Raw genomic sequence first — 12,315 nt, 5'->3', positions numbered from 1 at the left:
GAGAAAACGCATGCTGATTCTGAAGAACGCCCGCGTGCTCGACGCCGACCACGAACGCGACGACGGCCGCTATTCCATCGTCATCGACGGCGATACGATCCGCGAAGTCACGCGCGAACCGGTCGAGGCGAGCGGCGCGCAAGTGATCGATGTCGGCGGCAAGACGGTGATGCCCGGCATGATCGATTGCCATGTGCATGTCATTGCATCGGTCGCGCATCTCGGCAACAACAGCCGTCTGCCGAACACGTTCGCCGTGCTGCGCGCCGTGCCGATCCTCGCGGGCATGCTCGATCGCGGCTTCACGACCGTGCGCGATGCGGGCGGCGCGGACTATGCGCTGTCGCGCGCGATCGAAGACGGCGTGATCGCGGGGCCGCGCTTGTTCGTCGCGGGCAAGGCGCTTTCGCAGACGGGCGGCCACGGCGATTTTCGCGAGCGCTTCGACAACGCCGATCCGGACCCGTGCGGCTGCAATCGCAACATGGGCGCGATCGGGCGCGTGGTCGACGGCGTCGACGAAATGCGCAAGGCCGTGCGCGAGGAGATGCGCGCGGGTGCGAATCACATCAAGATCATGGCGTCGGGCGGCGTGGCTTCGCCGACCGATCCCATCGGCAATCTGCAATTCTCCGTCGACGAAGTGAAGGCCGCCGTCGAAGAAGCGGAATCGCATCAGACGTATGTGATGGCGCATGCGTACACCGCGAAGGCGATTGCGCGTGTCGTGAAGCTCGGCGTGCGCACGATCGAGCACGGCAATCTGATCGATGAAGATGCCGCGCGCGTGATGGCCGAACACGGCGCCTACGCGGTGCCGACGCTCGTCACCTATGACGCGATGTCAAAGGTCGGCGCGCAAATGGGCCTCGCGCAAGACACGCTCGACAAGAATGAATCGGTGCGCAAGCGCGGTCTCGAAGCGCTCGCGATGCTGCACGAACGCGGCGTGAAGATCGGCCTCGGGAGCGATCTGCTCGGCGACATGCATCAGTATCAGAGCGATGAGTTGTCGATACGCGCGAATATCGTCGGCGCGTTCGAGGCGATTCGTCAGGCGACGGCCATCGGCGCGGAGATCGTCAACATGAAGGGCAAGCTCGGCGTCGTCGCGGCGGGCGCGTACGCGGATTTGCTCGTCGTCGATGGCGATCCGCTGAAGGATATTCGCGTGCTGACAGGGCAGGGCGAGCGCATCGCGGGCGTGATGAAAAACGGTGCGTGGGTACGCGAGAAGTTGCTGTGAACACGCGTGTTACGATGCCGCACCTTCACGCCTAAGCCGATAAAACATGTCTCCGGTCGCCGCCAAATCCCTTCGAAAAGAGAGCGACTCCACGCACAGGATCGTGCGCACCACGACGGTCGAACTCGTCACGACCGCGATCCGGCAACGCATTCTGTCGGGCGATCTCGCGCCGGGCGAAGTGCTGCGCCAGGAAGCGCTCGCCGATGAACTCGGCGTGAGCCGCGTGCCGATCCGCGAAGCGATCACGCGGCTTACCGGAGAAGGGTTGCTGACGAAGGTGCCGCACAAGGGCGCGTATGTCGCGGAGCTGTCGATCGAAGAAGTGCAGGAGACGTTCGAAATCCGCATTCGGCTGGAGCCGTGGCTCTTTTCGCAGGCGATCCCGCATATCACCGATGCCGAGATCGCGAAAGCCGAGACGCTCGTCGCCGAAATGGATACCGCCGATTCGGGCGTCTGGGGCCAGTTGAACTGGCGTCTGCACGAGACGCTTTATCTGCCGGCGCGGCGCGACATCACATTGCAGATGCTGCGCGTGCTGCACGATCGCAGCGACCGCTATTTCCGCTTTCAGGTGGTGCAGGTGCCGATCCGCGAGCAGTCGCACGAAGAGCACATGAACCTGATAGACGCATGCAAGAAGCGCGATGCGAAGCTCGGCGCGAAGCTGCTGGAACAGCACGTCAAGACGGCGGCGCAGCAGATCATCTCGGTCGTGGAGACGATCATGTCGCGTCAGGGTTGAGGACGAGCCGCACGCTCGCCGCATCGCGCGCATCGATTTCGATGTGAGCATCGCCGGCGGCGGCGATGTGCGCGAACGCGGTTTCATCGACCATCACGACGGGCACGTTCGACGCATAGAGTTCGTTCGCGACGATCGCGCCGATCGACAGAATCAGATCGCGCTCCGCGAGCACGATGCCCGCGGGCCCGGTGCCGTTGCGCAACGCTTCGGCGAGCACGCTGCTGCTCGAACTCGATCCGCGCGCACGCGGCATCACGAGAATGCGCGACGCGAGACTTTGGCCGTGACCGGGATGCGTCGCATCGACGATCAGGCCGCGCTCAGCGTCGTAACCGCCCCAGAAGCTGAGCGGCGGCAACGCGATTCCCGGCGCGCGCGCGTGGCCCGGAACGAGCGTGACGGCCTCAAACGTGTTCATCGATGCACACCTTTCCTTCGAACGCCGATCGCACGCATTCGCTCATGCTGCCGAACGCGACCGTCACGCCGATATTCGCCGGCGCGTAATGCGCCCATTTGCCCGAGTTGGTCATCACGAGGCCGCTCACCTGCTTCATCACCGGCGTGATGTACGTGCAGGTATCGACGACGATCTGCACGCCGCGTGCCGCGAGCTTCTGCGCAATGCCTTCTTCCTCGAGTTGCCACAGCACGAAGCGGCTCGTGTTCACGTAGATATCGCAGCGCGGCGCGCCGTCGTGACGCCCCATGAGCGCGGCAAGCGTGCGAAATTCATCGACGGAAAAGTGCGGCGTGCCGAGGCTCACCGCGGCGAGCGCATCGCCGGGTTTCGCGTGCGACCAACGCGCGCGCACGTCGTGAAGATCGGCTGCGCTGACGGCAATCGTGCGTTCGGGCGCGCGGCCCTGAAGCGCGGCATCGAGCGTGGCGGCTTCCGGCGTGATGCCGACCGCATGGAACAGCGCCACCGATCCGCTCGATGCCGCCGCCGCGCCTAGCGCTTTGAGTTCGTCTTCGGTGGTGTCGCCGGGCAGGCCGGTGATCGCGGCGACCGTCGCGCCGGCAATGCCGCCGAGCAAAAAGCCGAGCGCGGCGAAATCGGCATCGCGATGCGGCGACGCGCGCAGATCGGGCGCGGCGATCACGATGCGCGCCGCGCGATTCGCCGTCACATGCAGGCCCGCATCCGGCACGCGCGCGGTGATGGCGGCGGCGAGATCGAGGAAATCGCCGTAACGGCTCGTGCGCGCGCCGAGCACGGAGTTCGCGAAAACGATCGCATTCGATTCGGCCCACGCGATCTGATCGCCCAGCTTCGGACGATGCTTCAATTGATACGGCGCGCAGGTGAAGCTGGCTTCGCATCCGAGTTCTAGATGCGCCTGCATGAGCCGCTTGCCAGCGCTCGCGATACCGGCGTCGCCGCGAAAGAGTTCCGGGTGAATGAGATCGAGCGAGCCGACATTGAGCGTGGTCGGCACGGCGACCTTCGCGCCGCTCGCGACGAAGCGCTCGACGAAATCGAGACTCGCCGCGCCGTGATACAGACAGCCGTCGATATGCGCGCCCGAGATATCGATGAGCGCATCGGCATCCATGACGCGCGCCGTCGCCGCGACGATACGCATCGCGAGCGCGAGGCCATCGCCGAAATCGCCGTTGAGCATGGCGGTGTCGCGTGGGGAAAGTGTGAGCATCGGATTCGCTGACGCAGCGCGGAGGGATGTCAGCGCAGTCTACCCGAAGCGGGTGGCGCGGCGCGTTCGCGCGTCTGGCCTACTGGCAACATTGCAAAACTTCTAAATGCGGAGGCGGGCAGTCATGGGCGTATTGAGCGGGATAAAGGTTCTGGAATTCGAGGCGATCGGTCCTGCGCCGTTCGGCTGCATGTTGCTCGCCGATATGGGCGCGGACGTGCTGCGTATCGATCGGGCTGTCGCGCCCGGCGATCTCGGTCCGAAGGTCAGCGGCAAGCACAAGAATCTGACAGGGCGCGGCCGGCGCTCGGTCACGCTCGATCTGAAAAAGCGCGAATCGGCCGATGCCGCGCTCGAACTGATGTCGAAGGCGGATGTCGTCATCGAAGGATTCCGTCCGGGCACGATGGAGCGTCTCGGCCTCGGCCCAGACGCCGCGCTCGCGCGCAATTCGAAGCTCGTCTACGGACGCATGACCGGTTGGGGACAGACGGGGCCGCTCGCGCAAAGCGCCGGGCACGATCTGAACTACGTCGCGTTGTCGGGCGTGCTGTCGGGAATCGGCCGCGCGGGCGAAGCGCCGGTGCCGCCGCTCAACCTCGTCGGCGATTATGGCGGCGGCGGCATGCTGCTCGCGCTCGGCGTCGTGGCGGCGCTTCTCAACGTGCAGCGCGGCGGCGCGGGTCAGGTCGTCGATGCCGCGATGATAGAAGGCGCCGCGCAACTCGGCACGACCGTCTGGGGCTTGATCGCATCGGGCAACTGGCGCGAGACGCGCGAAAGCAATCTGCTCGATGGCGGCACGCCGTGGTACGACAGCTATCGCACCCGCGACGGGTATTACATGTCGGTCGGTGCAGTGGAGGCGCGCTTCTATGCGGAACTGCTGCAGAAGCTCGGGCTCGCCGATGCGGGTTTGCCCGCGCAGCACGATCGCGCCGGATGGCCCGTGCTGAAGGCGCGGTTCACGGCGGCTTTTGCCGAGCGCACGCGCGACGAATGGTGCCGCGTGTTCGATGGCAGCGATGCGTGCGTCGCGCCCGTGCTCGGCTTCTCGGAAGCGCCGGCGCACGCGCATCATCGGGCGCGCGGAAGCTTCGTCGAGTTCGATGGCGTCGTACAGCCCGCGCCCGCGCCGCGCTTTTCCGCGACGCCATCCGCGATCTCGCGCCCCGCGCCGCAACGCGGCGAAGGCGGGCGCGATGCACTTCGGGATTGGGGGTTGAACGACGCGGAACTGACGCGTTTGCGCGCGAGCGGATTGGGATTCAACGCGGAAGATTGATCGGCGGGACGAGCGGCCGCGTGGAGCGCGGCCGCTGTGGCAGGATTACCTTTGTCCGAATCGCCGGACGAAGCAATAGAAAATCCACGGATGAATCTTCAGCATCGCCATGACGATCGACAGTTTCGGCCGACTGTCCGAATACATGCCGAGCAAATGCGCCATGCGCAACTTTTCCGACACGCTGCGTAGAATCGGCTTCGCCGAACCGTAAGTCGGCGCCTTCATCGCCGCCTGAAACGCAATCGTGCGATACGCATAGATGTACTTCAACCGGAACAGCAGACGCCGGTAATTCGGTATAGGCATCGACGCCGTGAGTCTCTCCACGCGATCGACAATCGCAAAGAGATCCACGATCTTCGGATTGAAGCGCGTCGAAATTCCCGCTTCCCGATACATATACGCGTACAAGGTATCGGGCATCAGCCGCACGATTTTCGACTTCCCGAGCGTCTGGACCGAGACGACGATATCCTCGTAAATCAGTCCGGTCGGATGTTCCACGGCGAGAAAAATCGAACGGCGCACGAGTTTGTTGCAGCAATACGCCTGCAAGGACAAATCGAGGATTTTCTCGACCGCCTGCATGCCGCTGATAACGGCGTCGCCCGTCTCGATGCGGTAATTGACCTTGCCATCCGGCGTCAGATTCTCGGCGGCGAAGACCACGACGTCTGCATTGTGCTTGTCGGCTTCCTGGATGACACGGCGAATGGTGTCGTGATGAATGTGATCGTCACTGTCGACGCACAAAACGTATTCGCCACGCGCCGCCATTGCGGCGATTTTGCGGGTTTCGGCCAGTCCTTTGTTCTTGAGATTCTTGATGAGTTTCCACGATATTCTGCTTTGCTTTTCCAGAATGCGTGAAGTCATTTCGCCGGATCGATCAGGACTGCTGTCGTCGACGGCAATAATCTCAAAGTCGGTGGAGGTTTGTGACAATAGCGAGTCGAGGCATTCTTCAATGTACGGCTCGACTTTGTACACGGGCAGCAGGACACTGATTTTTGGCGGTGCTTGCATGTATTGTCAGTCCCAGCTTCGAGACCTTTTTTAGTAGAACGGCTTAGGGATTCTACTTGGTGCATCGCATGCACGCATCAGGGTCATTGACTATTGCCAAACCGGTGCATGGTTCAATTCAGCAGATTTTCCCTGTTATATCTTGTTTCAACAAGAACTTAATACTTCAGTTCTCCTGCTATTCACGAATTAATGACCGGGCTGACGCGAAGGCGGTCAATTATGGACTTCGAAAACTTATCGCGTTCCCATGGCGATAAAAAGCAAAAAGGCACGTTCGGCTCTATCCGAACGTGCCAAAGAGAAGCAGCCACTCCAAGGAAAATCGATCGCTCTACTGCAAGTTGCCCGCAACCGCCACCGTCTGGCCGGTAATGTAATTCGACTCGGGCGAGCAGAACAGATAAACGCCGCCCGCGGCTTCTTCCGGCGTGCCGCCACGACCGAGCGGATTGCGCTGTGCGTGCGTCTTCAGCATGTCGGCGTTGAGGCCGACACGGATGTCGCGCCCGTCGATCTTCACGGTCTGCGCCTGCTCCGTGCTCACGGTCATGCGCGTATGGATGAGCCCGAAAGCCACGGCGTTGACGTTCACGTTGAAGCGGCCCCATTCGCGCGCCAGCGCGCGCGTCATCCCGATCACGCCCGCTTTCGCCGACGAGTAATTCATCTGACCGGCGTTACCGTTCAGCGCGGACGTCGACGAAATGTTCACGATCTTGCGGTAATTGTCGCGTCCGGCTTCCTTGTCGGCGGCGTGCAGCGCCTTGATGTGCGGATACGCGGCGCGCAGGATGCGAAACGGCGCGGTCAGATGGCAATCGAGCACCGCGTACCATTGCTCGTCGGTCATCTTCTGCACGACGTCGTCCCAGGTGAAACCAGCGTTATTCACGATGATGTCGATGCCCTTGAACGAATTCATCGCCGTGCCGATGAACCGGTCCGCAAAATCCGGCGCGGATACGTTACCGACACACGCCACCGCTTCCGTGCCTTGCTTGCGCAGCAGTTCCACGGTTTCCTGCGCGGGTTCGGCATCGAGATCGTTGATGACGAGGCGCGCGCCTTCGCTCGCGAGCTTCATCGCGATCGCCTGACCGATGCCGCGTCCCGAGCCGGTTACCAATGCCACTTTGCCTTCGAGCTTTCCCATGATGTCTTCCTGATGATTGAAGTCAGAGCGCGATCACCGCGTCGCCGAGCACGCGCGGTTCGCCATATTGATTGACGGTCTGGATCTCGAGCCGCACGCGGCGTTCGCCGTCGGCTTCGAATTTTTCGGTGACCTTGCCCGTGCACGTCACGACATGCCCGAGCTGCGTGATGCCGACAAAGCGCACGCCGAACGCACGAAGCTGCCGTTGCTCCACCCACGACGTCAACAGCCGGCCGAGCCAGGCCATCGACAACATGCCGTGCGCGAACACGTCCGGCACGCGGGCGCGCCGCGCATAGTCGGTGTCGATGTGAATGGCGTTGTGATCGCCCGATGCGCCCGCGAACAGCGCGAGCATCGTGCGGTCGACGGGCGGAAGGGTGAGCGGCGGCAAGCTGTCGCCGATCTGGATCGAATCGAAATTGATGGTGCTCATTCGCATTTCCCCGCTTATCGCTGAACGACGACGCTGCGCAGATCGGCAACGTGCTCGCCGCGCTGGTTCGTGACACGCGTTTCGCGCACGATGAACCACAGCGCGCCGTTCTTCTTGTCGTAGATATCGGCGATGCGGCTCTCGAAGCGCAGCACGTCGCCCGCATACGCCATGCGGTGATACGTGAACGACTGCTCGCCGTGGAGAATGCGCGACGAGACGATGCCGATCGCCTCGCGCCACGCCGTCGACGGCTGCTCGAATTCGAGCGAGAACAGGAACGTCGGCGGCAGCGGCAGCGCCGGATAACCGGCGTCGTGAGCGGCGGCTTCGTCGAAGTAGACCGGATTGGTTTCGCCGATCGCCTTCGCGAAGAAGCGCAGACGCCACGCGTCCGCCGTCGCGGAATAGACCGGCAACTTCATGCCGATGTGTTGTTTGTCGATCGCCATTACGCAGTCTTCTTGTAGATGGTGACGACGCCCGCGCCGCCCAGCCCGAGGTTGTGCTGCAATGCGATCTTCGCGTCCTTGACCTGACGGTCGCCGGCCGTGCCGCGCAACTGATGCGTCAGCTCGTAGCATTGCGCGAGACCCGTCGCGCCGAGCGGATGCCCCTTGGAAAGCAGGCCGCCCGACGGATTCGTCACCCATTTGCCGCCGTAGGTGTTGTCGCCATCCATGACGAGGCGCTCGCCTTCGCCTTCCTTGCACAGGCCGAGTCCTTCGTAGGTCAGCAGTTCGTTCTGCGCGAAGCAGTCGTGCAGTTCGATCACGTCGATGTCTTCGGGACCGACGCCCGCCTGCTCGTATGCCTGCTGCGCCGCGTTGCGCGTGATGTCGAAGCCGACGACGCGGATCATGTCGCGCGCTTCGTACGTGCTCGGCAGATCGGTGGCGAGCGACTGGCCGGCGATCAGCACGTCGGTGCGCAGGCCGTGCTTGCGCGCGAAGGCCTCGGACACGACGATCGCCGCCGCGCCGCCGCATGTCGGCGGGCAGGCCATCAGGCGCGTGAGCACGCCTTCCCAGAGCATCGGCGCGTTCATCACGTCTTCGGTCGTCACGACGTTGCGGAACACCGCGAGCGGATTGCGTGCCGCGTGCTCGCTCGCCTTCGCGCGAATGCGGGCGAACGTTTCGAGCTTCGTGCCGTACTTGCGCATGTGCGCCTGGCCCGCGCCCGCGAACTGGCGAATCGCCGTGGGCACTTCCGTGTTGTCGACGAGTTCGTTCGTCAGGCTGATCGCACGCTCGAGCGCGGCCGCGCGATCCGGCCATTTCGGCAGCAGCGGTCCCGGCTGCATGAATTCGAAGCCGAAGGCGAGCGCGCAATCGACCGCGCCGCTTTCCACGGCCTGGCGCGCAAGCCAAAGCGCCGACGAACCCGTCGCGCAGTTGTTGTTGACGTTGATGACCGGAATGCCCGTCATGCCGACGCGATAAAGCGCTTTCTGGCCGCACGTCGAATCGCCGTACACATAGCCCGCGTAAGCCTGCTGGATGGCCTTGAAGTCGAGGCCGGCGTCGGCGAGCGCATCGCGGATCGCGATTTCGCCCATCACGTCGTACGTCTCGCTTGCACCCGGCTTCTTGAACGGAATCATTCCCACGCCCGCGACATACACCTTGCGACTCATGTGCTTCTCCTTCAGTGATTGAGGATTCGATGGATTCAGAGCTTGCGCGAGATGAGGTCTCGCATGACTTCACTGGTGCCGCCGAAAATGCGCGAGACACGGGCGTCGACGAATGCGCGCGCCACCGGATACTCCAGCATGTAGCCGTAGCCGCCGTGCAGTTGCACCATCTCGTCGAGCGCCTTGCCGAGCGCTTCGGTCGAATAGAGCTTGGCGATCGCGGATTCCTCGAGCGTCAGCCGGCGGCGCGTGTGCTCGCCGATGTAGTGATCGATCATCAGACGCACCGCGATCGCCTGCGCCTTGACGTCCGCGAGCTTGAACTTGGTGTTCTGAAAGTCCCACACGGTCTGTCCGAACGCGCGACGGTCCTTCACGTAATCGATCGTGTGCTGCAGGCAGGTTTCGAGACGCGCCGCCGCGCTCACCGCGATCGAGAGCCGTTCCTGCGGCAATTCCGCCATCAGATAGGCGAAGCCCTTGCCTTCGTCGCCGAGCCGGTTCGCGACGGGCACGCGCACGTCGTCGAAGAAGAGTTCGGCGGTGTCCTGCGCGTGCAATCCGACCTTGTCGAGCTTGCGGCCGCGGCGAAAGCCTTCGCGCGTCGCTTCGACGACGATCAGGCTCACGCCCTTCGCGCCCGCGGCCGGATCGGTCGTGCAGACGACCACGATCAGATCGCAGTTCAGACCGTTCGTGATGAAGGTCTTGCTGCCGTTGATGACGTACTCGTTGCCTTCGCGCCGCGCGGTGGTTCGCACGGCTTTGAGATCGCTGCCGACGCCGGGCTCGGTCATCGCGATCGCGAGAATCTGCTCGCCTGCGCAAATCGCGGGAAGCCATTTCTGCTTCTGCTCTTCATTGCCGATGCGCGCGATATACGGTGCGACGATGTCCGAGTGCACGCCAAAGCCCGGTCCGCTCACGCCCGTGTGCGCCATCTCTTCGACGAGCACGGCGACGTGCCCGAAGTCGCCGCCGCCGCCGCCGTACTCCGACGGAATCGACGTGCACAGCAGCCCTTGCTTGCCGGCCTTGAGCCATGTTTCACGATCCACGCAACCGGCCTTGTCCCATTGCGCCTGGCGCGGAACGCATTCGCGCTCGAAGAATCTGCGCGCAGTAGTCCGAAGCATTTCGTGATCGTCTCTGAAGACGGTTCGATTGATGTGCATTGCAAGCTCCTCTTGTTTTGTTATCGGCGCGCGCGGACGATGTGCTGGCCCGGTTCGGTCCCGTACAGCTCGTCGATCAGATGCGCCCGGCGCGCGCGCGTGGTCGCCTGATTGACGTAACCTTTGTCGGCGATTTCGTTGGCATCGAGCGATGGCGGTTCGGCCATCAGCATGAGCCGTTCGATGACGAGCGTCGCGCCGGCGGGCTTTTGCCGCACGAGCCGTTCGCGCAAAGCTTCGATGACGAGCGGATGCGCGATGAGCGACTTCGCATCCAGCGACGCGAGCTCGGGCGCGAGGCGCTGGCATGCCGCGACGTTCGGCCAGGCGAGCGCCGCGAGATAGTCGCGGTCGTGACCGCAGATCACGGCGTCGGAAACGAGCGGCGCGCAGCAGTCGACCAGCGCGAGCCGCAACGCGCCGACGCGCACCCAGCTGCCGTTCGCGAGCTTGAAGTCTTCGACGGTGCGGCCCGCGAACTCCATGCCCCTCGCCGGATCGGCGGGATCGGCGAGGCGCACGGCATCGCCGAAACGGAAGAAGCCTTCTTCGTCGAAAGCGGCGGCAGTCAAATCCGGCTGGCCGATGTAGCCGCCGAACACGTTCGGGCCGCGCATGCGGATTTCATAGCGTCCGTCGCCGCCCGGAAGCGGCAGCAGCTTGACTTCGGTGCCGAGCGACGGCGTGCCGATATTGCCCGGTGTGTCGGTCGCCCAGCCGCAGTACGTGCCCATTCCCGACGTTTCCGTGGCCGCGAGTCCCGAGCAGAACGTCATGCGCTCGCCGATGGTCTTCTCCGCGACGGCCTGAATGCGGTTCCACACTTCGACCGGCATGCTCGCGCCGCCATATCCGAAGAAGCTGGCTTTGCCGAAGAGATTCTGTGCGAGCAGCGGATCGCGTTCGAGTTCGTTCGACAGCGCGGCCCAGGCGGACGGCACGCTCGTATAGATGGTCGGCGCGACGTCGCGAAGATTGCGCAGCGTGCGCTCGATCATGCCGGGAAGCGGCCGGCCATCGTCGATGTAATGCGTCGCGCCGAACTGGATTGCGCGCCCGAGATGCAGCACGCCGCCCAGGCCGTGATGCCACGGCAGCCAGTCGAGGAACACGGGCTGCGATTCGCGCAGCCACGCGAGATTGTCCGAATAGTAGGCCGCCACCGCGCCGAGATTGCGGTAGGTGAGGCGCACGCCCTTCGGTGCGCCGGTCGAGCCGGAGGTGAAGAGCACGCGCGCGGTGTCGTCGTTTTGGATGGCCGCATGCGCTTGCTCGACCGTTTGCAGCCGCGCGTCCGATAGCGGAAGAGCGGTCAACGCGTCCCATGCGATGTGTCCTGCCAGCGCCTGTTTCACTGCGATGACAGGCGCGCCGTTCAGCGGCAGCGCCGCGAGCGCCCGCGCGAACGGACCGGTTTCCTGCACGAACACCGCGCCGGGCGGCACGCGTTCGCAAATCGCCTTGAGTCGCGCGAAGTCCTTGCTGAGCAGCGCATAAGTGGGCGAAATGGGCGCGCTCGGAATGCCCGCGTATTCGGCGGCGAGCAGCACGACAGCCTGTTCGATCGAGTTGCCGGACAGCAGCATCAGCGGACGTTCCGCGCCGAGGCCCATTTCGAGCAGCGCGGCGCCGACCGTGCGGACTTGCCGCCACAGTTCGCTCCAGCTCAACGCGCGCCACGCGCCGTCTTCGCCGCGCTCGCAGAAGGCGGGCGTGGCGCCGCGTTCGGCGGCCCAGAGCGGAATGAAATCGGCGAAGGAACGCTGCGCGATGTCCGGCAACGGACGGTCGCAGCGAAGAATCAGCGTGCCGTCGGCGCGGCGCTCCACGAGCGTGCGGCGTTGCGGAAACCGCACGGGACGATATCGCGGCTTCGTCGCGTCGCTTGCTTCTAACGTACTCATTACGCCTGTCTCCTGAGCATGTTTGGCTTCTTT

The 12,315-nt window shown here is 63.8% G+C and carries 12 protein-coding genes; 3 read left to right on the top strand and 9 right to left on the bottom strand.

Annotated features, from left to right (window positions below; translation table 11 throughout):
- Positions 1–10: 10 nt before the first annotated feature.
- The gene (locus BG60_RS17200) at positions 11–1,246 is read left to right on the top strand and encodes a metal-dependent hydrolase family protein (RefSeq protein WP_008347310.1); all 1,236 of its coding nucleotides are present in this window, start codon (positions 11–13) and stop codon (positions 1,244–1,246) included.
- A 46-nt stretch (positions 1,247–1,292) separates the two neighbouring features.
- The gene (locus BG60_RS17195; protein WP_051078979.1) at positions 1,293–1,994 is read left to right on the top strand and encodes a GntR family transcriptional regulator; all 702 of its coding nucleotides are present in this window, start codon (positions 1,293–1,295) and stop codon (positions 1,992–1,994) included.
- Here BG60_RS17195 and BG60_RS17190 read toward each other — a convergent pair.
- Together BG60_RS17190 and BG60_RS17185 are read right to left on the bottom strand one after the other, a co-directional pair.
- The gene (locus BG60_RS17190; protein ID WP_008347312.1) at positions 1,975–2,415 is read right to left on the bottom strand and encodes an aconitase X swivel domain-containing protein; all 441 of its coding nucleotides are present in this window, start codon (positions 2,413–2,415) and stop codon (positions 1,975–1,977) included. The two genes, BG60_RS17195 and BG60_RS17190, sit on opposite strands and share 20 nt — an antisense overlap.
- The gene (locus BG60_RS17185; RefSeq protein WP_008347313.1) at positions 2,402–3,655 is read right to left on the bottom strand and encodes an aconitase X; all 1,254 of its coding nucleotides are present in this window, start codon (positions 3,653–3,655) and stop codon (positions 2,402–2,404) included. Before BG60_RS17185 ends, BG60_RS17190 begins: the two co-directional genes overlap by 14 nt.
- A gap of 124 nt (positions 3,656–3,779) precedes the next feature.
- Here BG60_RS17185 and BG60_RS17180 point away from each other — a divergent pair, with 124 nt between their 5' ends.
- Positions 3,780–4,940 (top strand): CaiB/BaiF CoA transferase family protein, encoded by a 1,161-nt coding sequence (locus tag BG60_RS17180; RefSeq protein ID WP_008347314.1) that lies wholly within the window; start codon positions 3,780–3,782, stop codon positions 4,938–4,940.
- 45 nt (positions 4,941–4,985) lie between these two features.
- On the opposite strand, the gene BG60_RS17175 is transcribed toward BG60_RS17180, so the two are convergent.
- From BG60_RS17175 to BG60_RS17145, 7 genes are all read right to left on the bottom strand, one after another.
- A complete protein-coding gene (locus BG60_RS17175) occupies positions 4,986–5,969 on the bottom strand; it encodes a glycosyltransferase family 2 protein (RefSeq protein ID WP_033535861.1) in 984 nt (327 codons plus the stop codon).
- Positions 5,970–6,303: 334 nt separating this feature from the next.
- Entirely contained in the window at positions 6,304–7,125 is an 822-nt protein-coding gene (locus BG60_RS17170) for an SDR family NAD(P)-dependent oxidoreductase (protein ID WP_008347316.1), read from the bottom strand.
- A 22-nt stretch (positions 7,126–7,147) separates the two neighbouring features.
- Positions 7,148–7,564 (bottom strand): MaoC family dehydratase, encoded by a 417-nt coding sequence (locus tag BG60_RS17165; protein ID WP_008347317.1) that lies wholly within the window; start codon positions 7,562–7,564, stop codon positions 7,148–7,150.
- Between the two features lie 14 nt (positions 7,565–7,578).
- A complete protein-coding gene (locus BG60_RS17160) occupies positions 7,579–8,016 on the bottom strand; it encodes a MaoC family dehydratase N-terminal domain-containing protein (RefSeq protein ID WP_008347319.1) in 438 nt (145 codons plus the stop codon).
- The gene (locus tag BG60_RS17155) at positions 8,016–9,203 is read right to left on the bottom strand and encodes a lipid-transfer protein (RefSeq protein WP_008347320.1); all 1,188 of its coding nucleotides are present in this window, start codon (positions 9,201–9,203) and stop codon (positions 8,016–8,018) included. Before BG60_RS17155 ends, BG60_RS17160 begins: the two co-directional genes overlap by 1 nt.
- A gap of 35 nt (positions 9,204–9,238) precedes the next feature.
- Positions 9,239–10,378: an acyl-CoA dehydrogenase family protein gene (locus BG60_RS17150; protein WP_008347322.1), complete on the bottom strand. Its 1,140-nt coding sequence runs from the start codon at positions 10,376–10,378 to the stop codon at positions 9,239–9,241.
- Positions 10,379–10,398: 20 nt separating this feature from the next.
- Complete coding sequence (locus tag BG60_RS17145) at positions 10,399–12,282, bottom strand: feruloyl-CoA synthase (RefSeq protein WP_008347323.1); 1,884 nt, start codon at positions 12,280–12,282, stop codon at positions 10,399–10,401.
- Positions 12,283–12,315 lie beyond the last annotated feature (33 nt).

Source organism: Caballeronia zhejiangensis, from assembly GCF_000698575.1.
Lineage (GTDB): Bacteria > Pseudomonadota > Gammaproteobacteria > Burkholderiales > Burkholderiaceae > Caballeronia > Caballeronia zhejiangensis.
This window is presented reverse-complemented; position numbering and strand designations above follow the sequence as displayed.

Excerpts from the sequence above, each read along its gene's own strand:
- BG60_RS17200 (WP_008347310.1), top strand. The coding sequence starts at position 11 with ATGCTGATTCTGAAGAACGCCCGCGTGCTCGACGCCGACCACGAACGC.
- BG60_RS17195 (WP_051078979.1), top strand. The coding sequence starts at position 1,293 with ATGTCTCCGGTCGCCGCCAAATCCCTTCGAAAAGAGAGCGACTCCACG.
- BG60_RS17190 (WP_008347312.1), bottom strand. The coding sequence starts at position 2,415 with ATGAACACGTTTGAGGCCGTCACGCTCGTTCCGGGCCACGCGCGCGCG.
- BG60_RS17185 (WP_008347313.1), bottom strand. The coding sequence starts at position 3,655 with ATGCTCACACTTTCCCCACGCGACACCGCCATGCTCAACGGCGATTTC.
- BG60_RS17180 (WP_008347314.1), top strand. The coding sequence starts at position 3,780 with ATGGGCGTATTGAGCGGGATAAAGGTTCTGGAATTCGAGGCGATCGGT.
- BG60_RS17175 (WP_033535861.1), bottom strand. The coding sequence starts at position 5,969 with ATGCAAGCACCGCCAAAAATCAGTGTCCTGCTGCCCGTGTACAAAGTC.
- BG60_RS17170 (WP_008347316.1), bottom strand. The coding sequence starts at position 7,125 with ATGGGAAAGCTCGAAGGCAAAGTGGCATTGGTAACCGGCTCGGGACGC.
- BG60_RS17165 (WP_008347317.1), bottom strand. The coding sequence starts at position 7,564 with ATGAGCACCATCAATTTCGATTCGATCCAGATCGGCGACAGCTTGCCG.
- BG60_RS17160 (WP_008347319.1), bottom strand. The coding sequence starts at position 8,016 with ATGGCGATCGACAAACAACACATCGGCATGAAGTTGCCGGTCTATTCC.
- BG60_RS17155 (WP_008347320.1), bottom strand. The coding sequence starts at position 9,203 with ATGAGTCGCAAGGTGTATGTCGCGGGCGTGGGAATGATTCCGTTCAAG.
- BG60_RS17150 (WP_008347322.1), bottom strand. The coding sequence starts at position 10,378 with ATGCACATCAATCGAACCGTCTTCAGAGACGATCACGAAATGCTTCGG.
- BG60_RS17145 (WP_008347323.1), bottom strand. The coding sequence starts at position 12,282 with ATGAGTACGTTAGAAGCAAGCGACGCGACGAAGCCGCGATATCGTCCC.